We start from the raw sequence: 15,482 nt of genomic DNA, 5'->3' as shown, positions 1-15,482 counted from the left end.
CGACGATTTCTACATCCAATGATCTAGTTAAGTTTGAGCCCCAAAGAATTCATGGGGTCAATATAAAAAACCGTCTCTCTTAAATAAGCTTCGGTAGATCTGATCTTCAGCTTGCAAAAATGGTTTGAATTGCTTGTAGTCCTTGTATGCAACCTCAAAGCCTGTATTTTCTAGTTGATCCACAAAGCCCGTTTCTTTGATCACGTTGTTGATCTCGGCGGATAGAAATAGAGCCAGTTCGGATGACGCTCCCTTGGGAAGAAAGATTCCTTGCCAGTATTCAAAGCTGACGCCCTGGAGCCCCTTCTCCTGAAACGTAGGAATATCGGGGAAGCGCTTCGACCTGTGGGCCGACGCAATGCCCACTGCGTGCATCTTGTGGCTTTGCAGATGAGGGGCTATAGGAGCAAGCCCCGCAAAGAGTAAGTCCACTTGTTTGCCCATCAGGCTTGCCGTTGCAGAAGCAGCTCCCCCGTATGGAACATGCAATAGCTCCACGCTCAGGGCTTTGCCCAAACTCTCGCCCACCAAATGCTGCAAGCTGCCAATTCCTGAGGATGCGAAACTCAGACCACGGGCATTTTTTTGTGCTGCAGCTGCGATATCACTCAGTTGATGTATTGCGGAGTCGCCACGCGTGGCAAGAACAATAGGAGCAGAGGAAATTTTGGCCACCGGCACCATGTCAGCGACTTCGCCCGACTCCTGGCTTCTGGTGTAAATGGGATTGATGAAGATCTCGGCAGGCGACGCCAAGAGCAACGTATTCCCATCGGGCCTGGATTTCGCAACATAGTTCGCGGCAATGGCTCCACCTGCTCCTACTCTGTTTTCCACATAGACGGAGCGCTGCAATCGCACTGAGAGCTGAGTTGCAAACGCGCGTGCCAAGGTATCCATAGCGCCACCGGCTTCGAATCCGACAACGATTTTGACGGGTTGGCGAGACGCAGCCTTGTCGGCACAGGCTGCACTCATTAGCAACCCGCAAAGCAGGCAAGCTCGAATTAGCGTCGCAGCAAAGTTCATCTATCAGAAAACACAGCAGTTGTGAGTGCTCGCACTCAGAGCATTCAAGGCGGGAGGAAATGCTGTACGAAAGCTTGAAATCAGCGGTAATCTGCCGAGCAGGCATAGAAATGAGGATTACTCAAATCTCGCTTGCCGTAGCTCAGAACATCTCCATTGAGCGCATGAATCTGGCCGCCTGCCGCGGCCAGCACCGCATGACCCGCTGCGATATCCCACTCCATGGTGCGCCCCAAGCGTGGATAGAGGTCAGCCTCTCCCTCTGCGATCAGACAAATCTTGAGCGATGAACCTGCACTTTTGAGTGACCGCACCAAGCGTCCATTGAGAAACTGATCAAGCGCATCAGCATCGCCGTGCGAACGACTGGCCACCACATCAAGGCCATCCTCCGGAATGCTTCTGCATTCGATGGTTTGACGCTTTCCCTGCACCTCCAGCCATGCGCCAAGTCCTATGGCTCCCGCGTACATGCGATCCAGCGCTGGAGCGAAAACGACACCCAGCACAGGGGTTCCATTTTCGATCAGCGCGATATTGACTGTGAACTCGCCATTGCGGTTGATGAATTCCTTGGTGCCATCAAGAGGATCAACCAGCCAGAAGCATTGGCCCATCTCAGGCACATATCCCGCTGCAGCCGCCTCCTCGGAAACGACGGGAAACTGCGACTGCAAGGTGCCCAGACGCTCAAGAATCAGGCGCTCGGCCTTTTCGTCGGCTTCAGTCACGGGCGATGCATCCTGCTTGCCCCGAACCTCAAAGTCGCAGCGATAGATCTTCATGATTAAAGCACCCGCTTCACGGGTGATGGCCATTACGTCTTCAAGCAGTGCGCTTCGAGTCTGAGTCACAAAAATCTCCTGTTTTGTTATTCATGTGGTCCGTTTGGCCTATGCGCCGATCAGAGGACAGACCGACAGTAAATGCGTCCGGATCTTCGCGAATAAGCGAGTGAATGTTTAACAGGAATGCGCATGGCTGTTGGTAAGAAACTCAGTGTCCAGGAAATCAATCCACTGCGAATTCAAGCCGTGAAATTACGGCTTGAAGGCAAAACGCTCAAAGAAGTCGGTAAGGCAACAGGCCTGTCCACACCAACCATCATTGCCGCCCACAAAGCCTGGCTGGAAGGGGGATGGAGCGCTGTCCTTGTGCGCGAGCGAGGCCGCAAACCTGGCGAAGGCCGCTCCTTGTCGGCCATACAGGAGCAGGACATCTATGTGCAACTGGTCAGCACCCAGCCCGCCGACCATGGCCTGCCTTTTTTGCTGTGGCAGCTGGAAGCCATGCAGCAACTGATCTTGCAGCGCCAGCAGCTTGACTTGCCCGAGCGTACCAACGCCCAGTACCTGCAGCGCTGGAACCTGAATGCCGACCGCCCTGCAAAGCGCATGAAGCAGGCATCCAGCAATGTGCAGCGCTGGTACGCCACCACTTATCTGGATATTTGCGAGCAGGCCCGAAAAGAGAGCGCCAGCATTGTCTGGATCGATGATTTTGGTGCCCATAACAACTGCCCCGGACGCCTGAGGCATGGCATCTTGCGTGCCGTCAACAACCGCGGCAAGGTGTATTGGCAACCGTATGAAGGCAGCCTGTGCGCTGCGCATCTGGAAGATTTTTTTGATCGCCTCAGGTGCTCCAGCGAGGGCAAGATCTTTGCCCTGCTTGCCGCCATGCAGTGGCAACGCGCAGCCACCTTTTCATCGCTTGCCAGCGACAGCCACGACCGGCTGCGCCTGTTTCATCTGCCTGCTGCCACAGAGATGCTCAGCCAGTCGAACGAATTGGCCAGCAGCATCTTGAAGACTGCGCAAGACGTATCGCTGGTACCGAAGAACACCTACGCCAGAACCCCAACGTCAACGAAGCTGGACCCTATGGCGAGCATGGCGCAGCAACTTCTAAAACATCAATTCGCGCAAAGATTTGATTTAACGGACTCCTACAGTTGGCAGCACCCAAAACAAAAAACCAAGGAGAAATCTGTGGTGCTGACTCATTTGCAAAGGCTGGAAGCCGAAAGCATTCAGGCCATGCGCGAGGTTGTTGCCGAGGCAGAAAACCCCGTCATGCTCTACTCCATCGGCAAGGACAGTGCGGTCATGCTGCATCTGGCGATGAAGGCCTTCTATCCGGCCAAACCTCCCTTCCCTTTGCTGCATGTGGACACGACCTGGAAGTTTCAGGACATGTATCGCTTTCGTGATCAGATGGCAGCCAAACTGGGCATGGACCTGCTGGTCCACATCAACCCAGAAGGTCTTGAAATGGGCATCAGCCCGTTCAAGCATGGCTCGCAAATTCATACCGATGTCATGAAAACCGAGGGCCTGAAGCAAGCTCTCGACAAGTATGGCTTCGACGCCGCCTTTGGTGGCGCGCGCCGCGATGAAGAGAAGTCTCGCGCCAAGGAACGCATCTTTTCCTTCCGCTCGGACCAGCACCGCTGGGATCCCAAGAACCAGCGCCCGGAACTCTGGCATCTGTACAACACGCGCAAGAACAAAGGCGAATCAATCCGAGTGTTCCCGCTGTCCAACTGGACCGAGCTGGATATCTGGCAATACATCTACCTCGAAAACATCCCCATCGTTCCCCTCTATTTTTCAGCGCCTCGCCCAGTGGTGGAGCGAGACGGCACGCTGCTGATGGTCGATGACGAGCGCATGCCGCTCAAGAGTGGCGAAGTTCCCATGATGCGCAATGTTCGCTTTCGCACCCTGGGCTGCTACCCCCTGACGGGTGCCGTCGAATCCGACGCCAATAGCTTGCCCAAGATCATTCAGGAAATGCTGCTGACCCGTACTTCGGAACGACAGGGCCGGATGATCGACCACGACTCGGCCGCATCCATGGAAAAGAAGAAGCAAGAGGGGTATTTCTGATGTCACATGTATCTGCACTCATCTCTGAAGATATCGAGAAATACCTGAAGGCACACGAGCAGAAAAGCCTGCTGCGCTTCATCACCTGCGGCAGCGTGGATGACGGCAAGAGCACGCTGATCGGACGCTTGCTGTACGAATCCAAGATGCTGTTTGAGGACCAGATGGAAGCACTGGTCGCGGACTCCAAGAAAGTCGGCACGCAGGGCGGCGAGCTGGACTTCGCGCTGCTCGTCGATGGTCTGGCCGCAGAGCGCGAGCAAGGCATCACCATCGATGTGGCCTACCGCTTCTTCTCTACCGACCAGCGCAAGTTCATCGTGGCCGACACGCCCGGCCATGAGCAGTACACTCGCAATATGGTCACTGGTGCCTCCACCGCCGATGTGGCCGTGGTGATGATAGATGCGCGCCGCGGTGTGCTGACTCAATCCAGGCGCCATAGCTATCTGGCATCGCTGATCGGCATCCGCAAAATCGTGCTGGCTGTCAACAAGATGGACTTGATGGCTTACTCCGAAAAAATCTTCAACGATATCGTGGCCGACTACCGCGAATTCGCCAAGAAGATCAATCTGGAAGACATCACGGCCATCCCCATGTCGGCCTTGCGTGGTGACAACATCACCGAGCAGAGCGAGCACATGCCCTGGTACCGCGGCACCACGCTCATGGGCTATCTGGAGACGGTGGAAATCGACGAAGCCCGCCAGCAAAAGCTGCCGTTTCGCATGCCTGTGCAATGGGTCAATCGCCCCAACCTCGACTTCCGCGGCTTTGCGGGCTGCATTGCCAGCGGCCAGATTCACCCCGGAGACAGCGTCCGCATCCTGCCTAGCGGGCGCGTGACCAAGGTTGCGCGCATCGTCACCCAGGACGGAGATCTGCAGCAGGCGGTTGCTGGCCAGTCCGTTACCATGACCTTGGCCGACGAGGTGGACTGCAGCCGGGGCGATGTGATTGCGGTTGCGGATGCACCTTCCGATGTGGCTGACCAGTTCCAGGTCACGCTCATCTGGATGCACGAGCAGCCCATGCTCGGCGGCCGGCCCTATCTGATGAAGATCGGCGGCAAGACGATTCCCGTCACCTTCGCCGCCCCCAAGTACAAGATCAATGTCAACACGCTGGAGCATCTGGCCGCCAAGGAACTGGCGCTCAATGAAATCGGCGTCTGCAATCTGTCCAGCAGCCAGCCTATCGCTTTCGATGCCTATAAGGACAATCGCGAAACAGGCAGCTTCATCCTGATCGATCGTCTGAGCAACGCCACGGTGGGCGCGGGTCTGATCGACTTTTCGCTGCGTCGCTCGCAGAACATTCATATGCAGCATGTGAATGTGAACCAGGAAGCGCGTTCCGAACGCCTGCATCAAAAACCTGCCTTGCTATGGTTTACCGGTCTGTCGGGCGCTGGCAAATCCACCATTGCCAATCTGCTCGAAACCCGTTTGCATGCGCGTGGCCGGCATACCTATCTGCTCGACGGCGACAACGTGCGCCACGGCCTCAATCGCGACCTTGGCTTCACCGATGCAGACCGCGTGGAAAACATTCGTCGCGTCGCTGAAGTGGGCAAGCTGTTTGTGGACGCCGGGCTGATTGCCATCACCGCCTTCATCTCGCCATTCCAGGCAGAACGCGAAATGGCGCGCAAGCTGGTGAAGGATGGTGAGTTCCTCGAAGTATTCATCGACACACCGCTTTCCGTTGCCGAAGAGCGTGACCCCAAGGGCCTCTACAAGAAAGTGCGCCGTGGCGAGCTGAAGAACTTCACGGGGATCGACTCACCGTTTGAAGTGCCGGAGTCTCCGGACATTCATATCTCCACCCCCGCGATGACTGCGCAAGAAGCGGTGGACAAGATCATCGCCGAACTGGTGGCCCGCGAAATCATCGCCGCGGAAGACTAAAGCAACTGGATGAACTGTGGCGTTGCCAGCCTCTGCAACGCCCTCTTTCTTCTTTCACCCACCGCACACAGCCACCACCTGGCAATGCGCGGCACACAAAGAAAGCCAGATCATGGATACCCAAACCATTAATGAGCAACTGCTCAGCGGCGAAACCTGGTCGCAGTTCTGCGATCACCTCAAACGCTGCGGCCAGCAGATTCTGCGTCCCGAAACCCCTGCTGACCCCGCAACGCGGGCAGAAGGCTATCGCTATCTGACCCGACTGCTGCGCATCGCGCTGGAGATGCATGTGGAATTCGCCGACCCGGCGTTTCCCAGCTTCTTCAAGACCTCGCACGAAACCGCCAAGATTGGCGCGGACAACCCGGACAACATCTACGAATACTCGCGCCTCAACGGGTCCATGAAATACCGCATTCATGGCAACCGTGGCACGGTTTCGTACCTGAGCTTTTGCACGCAAAAAGGCGGCTATGAAGCCGATGGCCGCATGGTTGTCACCGGGTTTATCGACGCCACACAGCTCAAGACTGACGAGAACGGTGACTTCGAACTCATCGTCAGCCGTGACCCGCAGCCGGGTAACTGGCTGCCCATGGAAGATGCCTCGGTGTCGCTGCTGGTGCGCCAAACCTTCATGGATCGCAAGAGCGAAGTGCCCGCCAAGCTCGCCATCGAGCGCATTGGCACCACGGACACCCCCGGCCCTCTGGATCCCTTGGTTCTGGCGCAATCGCTGCAGCGCGTGACGTCCTTTGTCGAGAACACGGCGAAGCTATTTGCCGACTGGGCACAAAGCTATCTTCCACATAGCAATCAGTTGCCGCCAGCCGATCAGGCCTACTGCCAGTCCGTGGGCGGTGATCCCAATATTTTCTACTACCACTCGCATTGGGAACTACGCGAGGATCAGGCTCTGGTCATTCATATCGACAAGGTGCCGGAATGCTCGTTCTGGAATCTGCAGATCAATAACTACTGGCTGGAGTCTCTGGACTACCGCTACCACCAGATCTGCATCAACAAGCACCAGGCGCAATACAACGAAAGCGGCGGCGTCACTCTGGTGCTGAGCGAAAAAGACCCCGGCATTGCCAACTGGCTGCAAACCGCCGGCGTACGCCAGGGAACCATGTGCCTGCGCTGGGTTGGCGCCAAGGAGCAGTGCCATCCCACCACCAAAGTGATCTCGATAAACCAGTTGCTGGAGACTGTATGAATGCCCCTGTGACACCCCAAACTTTGCACGTCGAAGAACTGCTGCAAGCTGCATGTGAGCGTGCACCAGGCCTCAAAGATTTTGGCAACGACAACTACCGGCAAGCGCTGGAAGTTCTGACGCGAGCCCTGAACACCGAAGCCAAGCTGTCTGCAACCGGCATTGCCATGATGCGCGAGCGACTCGTGGGCCAGTTGGTCAATCGCCTGCTCATGGAGGACTATCTCCAGCACTTCCCCGAAATCTCGAAGATCGAGATCGAAGACCCATTGGTCATCGTGGGCCTGCCGCGCACCGGCACCACCATGCTGCAGCGAACACTGGCCGTAGACCCGCGCTTTTACTCTGCAGCCTGGTGGGAGACCCGCTACCCCGCGCCGCTGAAAGGCGAAGGCCCGCAGGACTGCGCCAACCGCATTGCAATGGCCAAGGCGGAAGTGGCGCAGACGATTGAGGCGATTCCCCAGATTCTGTCCATCCACCCCATGAGCGCCACGCTGTGCGACGAGGAATTCATGCTCATGGAGCATTCCTTTCTCTGCGCCATGGACGCTTACGCCGATGTGCCCAGCTACACCGCCTGGCTCGACCAGCAGGATCAGCGCCCCGTCTATACGCAGCTCAAGAAGATGCTGCAGTTTCTGCAATGGCAAAAGAGCCAGCGCGGCGAGGCGCAGGGCCAGCGCTGGCTGCTCAAAGCCCCGCAGCATCTGCACACTTTGGAAATTCTGCTGTCCGTCTTTCCCCAGGCTCAGGTCATTCTGACCCATCGCGAGCCCGCACAGACCATCCCTTCCATGGCCAGCATGGCGCATACGCTGTGGCAGATCTACAGCGACCAGCCTGACCCAAGCTCTGCAGGCCGCCAGTGGAACAGCCGCATGGCGCGTGGTATTCACCACACCATGCAAGTGCGCGAGCAGCAGGACAGCCGGCGCTTTCTGGATATCCACTTCTCGGACACCGTGGCCAAGCCCATGGAGGTGCTGGAGGCTGTCTATCAGTTCGCCCAGATGCCCTTCACCGAGAAAGCCCGCACCGATGCGCAGCAATGGCTGTCTGGCAACGGCCGGGAAAAGCGTGCGGGTCATGACTACAGCCTGGAGACCTTTGGCCTGAGCGAGCAGCAGATGCAACGCGACTATGCGCTGTACCGATCCCGGCATCTGCCAACCCAGAGCTAAGAGGTGCTTTCATGGAAAAAATCATGTTCAGCCTGTGGCGCCCCGCACGGCATTCGGCAGAAAGTTGGCGCCAGTCGCTGATGGATTTGCAAAGATCCCTGCAAGCCTGTGGTGCCTCGCGGATTCGTGTGATGGTTGTCGATGACGCCATGGACAAGGCCGCAAGCCAGCGCATCACGTTCAGCCAACATCCTCTCGATGGAATGATCAGTCTGTGGCTGGACAGCGCATCCATGCTGGGCCCGGTGCAAGCACTGATCGCGCAGCAGGTGGCAAGCCTGCATGCCTATCTCGTCTGCGAGTCCGAGCCCTACCCCGAAGAACGCAAGGCGCGCATTGCGCGTTTTGATGCTGAAGTGGCTTTAGGCAAGCGCACACCGGGCATGTGCCAGGTGGCGCTGTTCAGAAAGCCGGTCGGCATGAACTTTGAAGAATGGATGGTTCACTGGCGTGAAGGCCATGGCAGCAATGCCTACCCGCTGCAGTCCATCTTCGGATACCGGCAAAACCTGGTCGTGCGACGCTTGACCGAAGACGCACCGGAAGTCCACGCCATCGTTGAGGAGCAGTTTCCCGATATCGCGATCGGCAGTGCTCACGGCTTCTATGACACGCACGGAGATGAAGACCTGCTGCGCCAGCGGCAGAAATACATGTCCGAATCTGTGACTCCCATCATGGATTTCAGCAGCCTCGATTGCATTCTCACCAGTTTCTATCAAGTCAGCGCTTGAGACTGACCCACTACCACCGGAGACAAAACACATGTTGGACCTGGAAGCCATTGAGTTGATCAAGCAGCTCAAGGCGCGCTACTTTCGCGCCATCGACACCTGCAATCTGGAATTGCTGCAAGGCATGCTGACGCCAGACATCAAGCTGGCCTTCAAAAGCCCGGCTTACGAATTCCATCTGGAAGGCATAGACAAGGCGCTGGACTTCTACAAAACCTCCTTTACCAAGACCCGCCTGGCCATGCACAACGGCCACACGCCGGAGATCGAGGTCAAGGGAGACGAAGCTACCGCGCTCTGGTATCTGAACTACGTCTTCATCAACCTCGAAGAGAAAACGCATATGCATGGCGGTGCGATCTATGAAGACCGTTATGTCAAGCGCGATGGCCGCTGGTGGATTGCAGGGACGGGCTACAAGACCTTGCTTGAAACCGTGGAGCCGCTGAGCGAGCAGTTGCAGATCACCTCCAAGCCCATCAACTGAAGCGAGTACTCCAATGACCAAAGCTGCCAACCTCGTCACCTCCATCAAGGTGGAAATCAATGCACCCGCCAGCGTGGTCTGGGAAGTGCTGGCCGATCTGGAGAACTACCGCCTCTGGAATCGCTTCTGCCCCGACATCCGCTGTGGGCTCAAGCTCAATGACTTGGTCGAGATGAAAACACGCCATCCGCTGACGGGTGAAGTCTGGCCTGTCAATGAATACCTGGTTGCGTTTGAGCCCGAGCAACTGCTGTCCTGGGAACAGCGCCCCGTGCCCGAGAACAAGGACGCTGCGCGCCGGGATCAGTACATCGAAGCCATTGACGCCAACCGCTGCACCTACTTCACCACCGACCAGTTCCTGGGACTGAACGCCGACACCATCATGCGCGAGCATGGCGCCTGGGTAAAGATCGCCTTTGACCAGGTCGCCGAGGATGTCAAGCACCGCGCAGAAGAGCTGCACTTTGCCCGCACCCGGGCTGCATTCTGAGAAAACCCCAGGCTATATATCCAAGGAGACCCATATGCTTCTGAAAGACAAAGTCATCATCATCTCTGGCATCGGCCCCGGCATGGGCATCAAGCTCGCCCTGCGCGCGGCGGAATATCAGGCCAAGGCCGTGGTGCTGGCAGCCCGCACACAGTCCATGCTCGATGAGGCAGAGCAAGCGATTCGCGATGCCGGCCACTCCTGCGAGACGCTCAAAGTGTCCACCGATATCTCGCAGCCCGAGCAGTGCCAGCGGCTTGCAGAGCTGACCATTGCCAGGTTCGGCCGCATCGATGCGCTGATCAACTCGGCCTATGCCCACGGGACCTGGGGCTCTTCGAGCAACTCCTCCATGGATGACTGGCGCAAGGTCATGGAAGTCAATCTCTACGGCTCCATGAACATGACCCAGGCCGTGGTGCCGCAGATGAAAAAGCAAAAAGACGGCAGCATTGTGATGATCAACACCATGGCAACGCGCCGCCCCAATCAGCTCGAAGCCGGTTACGCAGTATCCAAAGGCGCGCTCAAGACTGCTGTGCAATATCTGGCAGAAGACCTGGGGCCCTACGGCATCCGCGTCAACAGCACCTACAACGGCTGGATGTGGGGCGCACCCGTCAAAGGCTATTTCCAGGCGGAAGCCAAGCGCCAGGGCGTACCCATGGAATCTCTGGTCGATGTGATTGCCCAGCAGATTCCCTTGCGCAACGAGATTCCCGACGATGCCGATTGCGCCTCCGCCGCGCTGTATCTGGCCAGCGACTATGCGCGCGTGGTGACCGGCGCCCAACTGGACGTCAGTGGCGGCCATTACCTGCCTCACTAAATTCCAGCGGAGAACAGCATGCAAACTCTTCTGGATATTGAAGAAATCAAACAGCTCAAGGCACGCTACTTTCGCGGCATCGACACCTGCAATCTGGAGCTTCTGAAAACCGTTCTGGCCGATGATGTCCATATTCGCTTCGACAGCCCGACTTACCAGTATGAGATCAATGGCATCGATGAGGCCATGAACTTCTACCGCAATGCCTTCACCCATCGGCGCTTTGGCATGCACAACGGGCATACACCGGAAATCAAGGTCGACGGTGACACGGCCACCGGCATCTGGTACCTCAATGATCTGTTCATCAATCTGGATGAGCAGACCATACTCACCGGCAGTGCGCTATATGAGGACCTCTATACCAGAGTCGCCGGTCAGTGGCGGGTGCAGCGCACGGGCTACAAGCGGCTGCTGGAGATGATTGAGCCTCTGAGCAGCGGTTGTCGCATCACATCGCGACCTATTACGAGCAACTTATAAGCGACATTAAGACTGCAATTGGACTTTCCCTTAGAAGGTAGACATGCCTAGGGGCAGTCCAATGCAGGCTGACGGACGAGCAGGAGCAAAGCTCTGCTCCTAGATCCTTTTGCTCCTATAAAGCGCTTTGTGGAGCGCTTTTTTTGGTTCGACGCACATCGTGCTCGGCACGGTGATGCCTTGAGCTTGCACAAATCCAGGTTGAGTTCGCATGAGCCTCGTTATCGCTTCCTGTCTGGCCGAGAGGAGCGCGTCTTGAATGCCGCGAGGTCCTGCGCTGTATTGAGCCACTAAATCCACGATCTGCAGCAATCTCTTGTACAGGCCTGGCTTTCTCCCGCTGATTGTCATCATTGATTACGGCCGCACGATACCCCGATTACCTCTCTATGGCGGTCAGGTGATCCAGTGACGGTTTTCAAGCAAGCAGCAGGCGGTGGCTATCGGTTTCAGGCCAGATTTCACGTCCCAACTTCAACGGATCAGTGCGAGATTAAGGTGCGAATTCAGTTTGCAGATGCCTGATCCAAGCCGCGCTTGATTCCACCGGCTATTTAGTCAACTCCCGAGGAATTTACTTGAATGTCAATTGATTCAATGAAATCTTGATGAAGGAATTGATGCAAAGCAACGAATCGAGAAGAACCTTGTTGCAAGTCAATTTTGTAGGTAATCTCGTGGCAAAGTTCGTTATCGGATCTCTATCGCCAAATCATGGATGCTCAGGCATCCAAGCCAAGGGGGATTGCTAATGACAGAACCTCAGCCTGAATCGACTCGTACCGAGGAATTGCGCAGCTTCGCATTTCTCGCAGTTGTTATGGCACCTATATTGGCCGTTGTACTGATTGCGTCTTACGGCTTTGCGATCTGGTTTTATCAGATGATCATCGGTGGTCCCCCACATGCATGAAGAATCTGAGCCCATTGAAACTCATACCGACTTGCATATCACCAGTCTGGTTGTGCATGTGCTTCCCCAGGCATTGGCACAAGTAGCTGCTGGCATCGTCACGATCAAAGGCGCTCAAATACATGGAAGTCATCCGGCCGGCAAGTTGGTCGTGACCTTGGAAGCGCCCCATGCAAGAGAAATACTTGATTGCGTGTCTCAGATTGAGCTGCTTGATGGCGTAATCAACGCGTCCCTGGTTTATCAGCATGTTGAGAACTGGCAGTCGCTAAACCAAGAGGTAACACATGACTAGCACTAGGCGTGATTTTGTCCGTCAATCTGCGGCCGCAGCCGCAGGGGCCGTTGCAGGCATCCCCATAGAAGCTCTGTCCCAGGATGCAGGAGCAATGGCTGCCGACCTGAAGTGGTCCAAGGCGCCATGCCGCTTTTGCGGTACAGGTTGCGGCGTCATGGTGGCCGTCAAGGACAACCGCGTAGTGGCCACTCAGGGTGACCCTGAGGCCGAGGTCAACCGGGGACTGAACTGCGTCAAAGGTTACTTCCTGTCCAAGATCATGTATGGCGGTGATCGTCTGACAAAGCCGTTGCTGCGCATGAAGAATGGTCGCTATGCCAAGGATGGCGAGTTCCAGCAGGTTTCCTGGGATACGGCCTTCGACGTCATGGCAGAGCAGTTCAAAAAGACGCTCAAGGCCAAGGGCGCCGACGCGGTGGGCATGTTCGGCTCCGGCCAGTGGACGGTATGGGAGGGCTATGCCGCCTCCAAGCTGTTCAAGGCAGGCTTTCGCACCAACAACATTGATCCCAATGCAAGGCACTGCATGGCCTCGGCAGTTGCCGGCTTCATGCGCACCTTTGGCATGGACGAGCCCATGGGTTGCTATGACGACATCGAAGCCGCGACTGCCTTTGTGCTATGGGGCTCGAACATGGCTGAAATGCATCCGGTGCTGTGGACGCGCGTGACCGACAGGCGCCTGTCCACACCGGGCGTGAAGGTGGCCGTGCTGTCCACCTTCGAGCACCGCTCGTATGAGCTGGCGGACATGTCTCTGACCTTCAAGCCTCAGACCGACCTGGCCATACTCAACTACATCGCCAACCACATCATCACCACAGGCAGGGTCAACAAGGACTTTGTCTCCAAGCACTGCAATTTCAAGCTCGGCAACACCGATATCGGCTACGGGCTGCGTCCCGAGCATCCCCTGCAGAAGGCTGCCAAGAACGCCAAGGACCCCAACGGCGCCAAGTCCATAAACTACGAGGAATACGCCAAGTTCGTATCCACCTATACGCTCGAGTACACAACCAAGCTCACGGGTGTACCGGCCAACCGTCTCAAGGCTCTTGCCGAGCTCTATGCAGACCCCAACAGCAAGGTGGTGTCGTTCTGGACCATGGGTTTCAACCAGCACACACGCGGTGTATGGGCCAACAACATGGTCTACAACATCCACCTGCTGCTGGGCAAGATCGCCACACCCGGCAACAGCCCGTTCTCACTGACGGGTCAGCCTTCTGCCTGCGGAACGGCTCGTGAGGTGGGCACTTTCTCGCACCGCCTGCCTGCGGACATGGTGGTGACGAACCCAGAGCATCGCAAGACTGCTGAAACCATCTGGAAGCTGCCCGAAGGCACGATTCCACCCAAGCCCGGCTACCATGCCGTGGAACAAAACCGTGCGCTCAAGGACGGCAGGCTCAATGCCTACTGGGTGATGGTCAACAACAACATACAGGCCGGCGCCAACCTGGCGCAGGAAGGCTACCCGGGCTACCGCAATCCTGACAATTTCGTGGTGGTCTCCGATGTCTACCCCACAGTCACAGCCGTAGCCGCCGATCTGATCTTGCCGTCGGCCATGTGGGTCGAAAAGGAAGGCGCCTACGGCAATGCAGAGCGCCGCACCCACTTTTGGCACCAGTTGGTCAAGGCTCCTGGTGAGGCGCGCTCCGACCTGTGGCAATTGATGGAGTTTTCCAAGCGTTTCAAGGTCGAGGAAGTCTGGCCCGAGGAACTGCTGGCCAAGAAGCCCCAGCTGCGCGGCAAGACCCTGTTCGAGGTGCTGTACCGCAACGGCAACGTGGACAAGTTCCCCTTGGCCGACATGGACCCCGCCTATGAAAACGAGGAAGCCAAGGCCTTTGGCTTCTATCCGCAAAAAGGTCTGTTCGAGGAGTACGCCTCGTTCGGCCGTGGCCATGGCCACGATCTGGCACCGTTCGACCAGTACCACAAGGTGCGCGGCATGCGCTGGCCCGTGGTCAACGGCAAGGAAACGCTCTGGCGTTACCGCGAAGGCTCGGACCCCTATGTGAAAGCCGGTACGGGCTACCAGTTCTACGGAAATATCGACGGCAAGGCCAACATCTTTGCCTTGCCGTACGAACCACCGGCGGAGGCTCCGGACAAGGATTACCCGTTCTGGCTTTCCACGGGCCGAGTGCTTGAACACTGGCACTCAGGATCCATGACCCGGCGCGTACCCGAGCTGCATCGTGCCGTGCCTAACGCACTGTGCTACATGCACCCTGACGATGCCAAGGCACTGGGCGTGCGCCGCGGCAGCGAAGTTGAGCTGTCCTCGCGGCGCGGCTCCATGCGCACGCGCGTCGAGACGCGCGGCCGCAACAAGCCTCCGCGCGGATTGGTCTATGTCCCCTGGTTCGACGCCAGCCAGCTGATCAACAAGGTGACGCTGGATGCTACCGACCCGATTTCGTTGCAGACGGACTTCAAGAAGTGCGCTGTGAAGATCACCAAGGTTTGACGAAAGAGAGGTTGACCATGAACTTCTTCCGCAAACTCGTCCGGCTTGTGGGCATGCTGCTCATGCTCAATATAGGTATGGCCTGGACGCCAGCCGCCATCGCGGAGACCTTCTATGACTCGGCGCGTGGCCCCACGCCCATCATGCAGGCAACCAAGCCGCCAGTGCTTGGCAATGCCGTCAATGATGACGTGCGCCGCACGCGCAACTACACCTGGCAACCGCCCACGATCCCCCATCGCGTTGACGGCTACCAGGTGGACAAGAACTTCAACAAATGCATGGACTGCCATTCGCGAACCAAGGCCGAGATCTCGCAGGCAGTGCCGGTATCGGTCACGCACTATATGGACCGCGACGGGCGCATGTTGGGGCAGGTGTCCACGCGACGCTATTTCTGCCAGCAATGCCATGTGGCTCAGGATGCCGTCCGCCCTCTGGTCAGCAACACCTTCGAAGATGTGGATACCGTGATCCTGAAGGCCCTGCAGTCCCAGTCGGGCAAGACATCCAAGAAAAACTGACGC

15 protein-coding genes and 1 pseudogene are annotated in these 15,482 nt (G+C 57.0%); 14 read left to right on the top strand and 2 right to left on the bottom strand.

Features of this window, described 5'->3' with window-relative positions; translation table 11 throughout:
* Window positions 1-57 precede the first annotated feature (57 nt).
* Complete coding sequence (locus MPZ60_RS10915) at window positions 58-1,029, bottom strand: tripartite tricarboxylate transporter substrate binding protein (RefSeq protein WP_034351966.1); 972 nt, start codon at window positions 1,027-1,029, stop codon at window positions 58-60.
* Between the two features lie 80 nt (window positions 1,030-1,109).
* Window positions 1,110-1,883 (bottom strand): 3'(2'),5'-bisphosphate nucleotidase CysQ, encoded by a 774-nt coding sequence (gene cysQ / locus MPZ60_RS10910; protein ID WP_034351964.1) that lies wholly within the window; start codon window positions 1,881-1,883, stop codon window positions 1,110-1,112.
* A gap of 117 nt (window positions 1,884-2,000) precedes the next feature.
* Here cysQ and MPZ60_RS25210 point away from each other — a divergent pair.
* The 14 genes and pseudogenes from MPZ60_RS25210 to MPZ60_RS10840 all read left to right on the top strand — a co-directional run.
* A pseudogene (locus tag MPZ60_RS25210) lies at window positions 2,001-2,117 on the top strand (hypothetical protein); the annotation flags it as partial.
* Between the two features lie 201 nt (window positions 2,118-2,318).
* Window positions 2,319-3,920 (top strand): sulfate adenylyltransferase subunit CysD, encoded by a 1,602-nt coding sequence (cysD, locus tag MPZ60_RS25205; protein WP_370689380.1) that lies wholly within the window; start codon window positions 2,319-2,321, stop codon window positions 3,918-3,920.
* The gene (gene cysN / locus MPZ60_RS10895; protein ID WP_034351962.1) at window positions 3,920-5,833 is read left to right on the top strand and encodes a sulfate adenylyltransferase subunit CysN; all 1,914 of its coding nucleotides are present in this window, start codon (window positions 3,920-3,922) and stop codon (window positions 5,831-5,833) included. Before cysD ends, cysN begins: the two co-directional genes overlap by 1 nt.
* Window positions 5,834-5,945: 112 nt before the next feature.
* Entirely contained in the window at window positions 5,946-7,055 is a 1,110-nt protein-coding gene (locus MPZ60_RS10890; protein WP_034351959.1) for a DUF1214 domain-containing protein, read from the top strand.
* Window positions 7,052-8,239, top strand: coding sequence for a sulfotransferase (locus MPZ60_RS10885; RefSeq protein ID WP_034351957.1), 1,188 nt, complete (start codon window positions 7,052-7,054; stop codon window positions 8,237-8,239). The genes MPZ60_RS10890 and MPZ60_RS10885 overlap by 4 nt, the downstream gene beginning before the upstream one ends.
* Before the next feature lie 11 nt (window positions 8,240-8,250).
* On the top strand, window positions 8,251-8,973 hold the full coding sequence (locus MPZ60_RS10880) for a hypothetical protein (RefSeq protein ID WP_034351955.1): 723 nt from the start codon (window positions 8,251-8,253) through the stop codon (window positions 8,971-8,973).
* Between the two features lie 31 nt (window positions 8,974-9,004).
* Window positions 9,005-9,460 (top strand): nuclear transport factor 2 family protein, encoded by a 456-nt coding sequence (locus MPZ60_RS10875; RefSeq protein ID WP_034351953.1) that lies wholly within the window; start codon window positions 9,005-9,007, stop codon window positions 9,458-9,460.
* 13 nt (window positions 9,461-9,473) lie between these two features.
* Window positions 9,474-9,953, top strand: a complete 480-nt coding sequence (locus MPZ60_RS10870) for an SRPBCC domain-containing protein (protein ID WP_003079789.1) — start codon at window positions 9,474-9,476, stop codon at window positions 9,951-9,953.
* A gap of 34 nt (window positions 9,954-9,987) precedes the next feature.
* Window positions 9,988-10,782: an SDR family oxidoreductase gene (locus MPZ60_RS10865; protein WP_034351951.1), complete on the top strand. Its 795-nt coding sequence runs from the start codon at window positions 9,988-9,990 to the stop codon at window positions 10,780-10,782.
* A gap of 18 nt (window positions 10,783-10,800) precedes the next feature.
* Entirely contained in the window at window positions 10,801-11,265 is a 465-nt protein-coding gene (locus MPZ60_RS10860; protein ID WP_034351948.1) for a nuclear transport factor 2 family protein, read from the top strand.
* Between the two features lie 751 nt (window positions 11,266-12,016).
* On the top strand, window positions 12,017-12,178 hold the full coding sequence (gene napE / locus MPZ60_RS10855) for a periplasmic nitrate reductase, NapE protein (RefSeq protein ID WP_003070148.1): 162 nt from the start codon (window positions 12,017-12,019) through the stop codon (window positions 12,176-12,178).
* Complete coding sequence (locus MPZ60_RS10850; protein ID WP_223305786.1) at window positions 12,171-12,473, top strand: chaperone NapD; 303 nt, start codon at window positions 12,171-12,173, stop codon at window positions 12,471-12,473. Before napE ends, MPZ60_RS10850 begins: the two co-directional genes overlap by 8 nt.
* On the top strand, window positions 12,466-14,955 hold the full coding sequence (napA, locus tag MPZ60_RS10845; protein ID WP_034351942.1) for a periplasmic nitrate reductase subunit alpha: 2,490 nt from the start codon (window positions 12,466-12,468) through the stop codon (window positions 14,953-14,955). Before MPZ60_RS10850 ends, napA begins: the two co-directional genes overlap by 8 nt.
* Before the next feature lie 17 nt (window positions 14,956-14,972).
* Window positions 14,973-15,479, top strand: coding sequence for a nitrate reductase cytochrome c-type subunit (locus MPZ60_RS10840; RefSeq protein ID WP_034351940.1), 507 nt, complete (start codon window positions 14,973-14,975; stop codon window positions 15,477-15,479).
* Window positions 15,480-15,482 lie beyond the last annotated feature (3 nt).

The organism is Comamonas sp. 7D-2, from assembly GCF_022749555.1.
GTDB classification, from domain to species: domain Bacteria; phylum Pseudomonadota; class Gammaproteobacteria; order Burkholderiales; family Burkholderiaceae_C; genus Comamonas; species Comamonas thiooxydans.
Note: the sequence above shows the minus strand (reverse complement) of the source record. Positions and strands in the feature narration are given on the sequence as shown.

Excerpts from the sequence above, each read along its gene's own strand:
- napE (WP_003070148.1), top strand. The coding sequence starts at position 12,017 with ATGACAGAACCTCAGCCTGAATCGACTCGTACCGAGGAATTGCGCAGC.
- cysD (WP_370689380.1), top strand. The coding sequence starts at position 2,319 with ATGCAGCAACTGATCTTGCAGCGCCAGCAGCTTGACTTGCCCGAGCGT.
- MPZ60_RS10915 (WP_034351966.1), bottom strand. The coding sequence starts at position 1,029 with ATGAACTTTGCTGCGACGCTAATTCGAGCTTGCCTGCTTTGCGGGTTG.
- MPZ60_RS10870 (WP_003079789.1), top strand. The coding sequence starts at position 9,474 with ATGACCAAAGCTGCCAACCTCGTCACCTCCATCAAGGTGGAAATCAAT.
- MPZ60_RS10885 (WP_034351957.1), top strand. The coding sequence starts at position 7,052 with ATGAATGCCCCTGTGACACCCCAAACTTTGCACGTCGAAGAACTGCTG.
- MPZ60_RS10890 (WP_034351959.1), top strand. The coding sequence starts at position 5,946 with ATGGATACCCAAACCATTAATGAGCAACTGCTCAGCGGCGAAACCTGG.
- MPZ60_RS10880 (WP_034351955.1), top strand. The coding sequence starts at position 8,251 with ATGGAAAAAATCATGTTCAGCCTGTGGCGCCCCGCACGGCATTCGGCA.
- cysN (WP_034351962.1), top strand. The coding sequence starts at position 3,920 with ATGTCACATGTATCTGCACTCATCTCTGAAGATATCGAGAAATACCTG.
- MPZ60_RS10865 (WP_034351951.1), top strand. The coding sequence starts at position 9,988 with ATGCTTCTGAAAGACAAAGTCATCATCATCTCTGGCATCGGCCCCGGC.
- MPZ60_RS10875 (WP_034351953.1), top strand. The coding sequence starts at position 9,005 with ATGTTGGACCTGGAAGCCATTGAGTTGATCAAGCAGCTCAAGGCGCGC.
- MPZ60_RS10860 (WP_034351948.1), top strand. The coding sequence starts at position 10,801 with ATGCAAACTCTTCTGGATATTGAAGAAATCAAACAGCTCAAGGCACGC.
- MPZ60_RS10850 (WP_223305786.1), top strand. The coding sequence starts at position 12,171 with ATGCATGAAGAATCTGAGCCCATTGAAACTCATACCGACTTGCATATC.
- MPZ60_RS10840 (WP_034351940.1), top strand. The coding sequence starts at position 14,973 with ATGAACTTCTTCCGCAAACTCGTCCGGCTTGTGGGCATGCTGCTCATG.
- napA (WP_034351942.1), top strand. The coding sequence starts at position 12,466 with ATGACTAGCACTAGGCGTGATTTTGTCCGTCAATCTGCGGCCGCAGCC.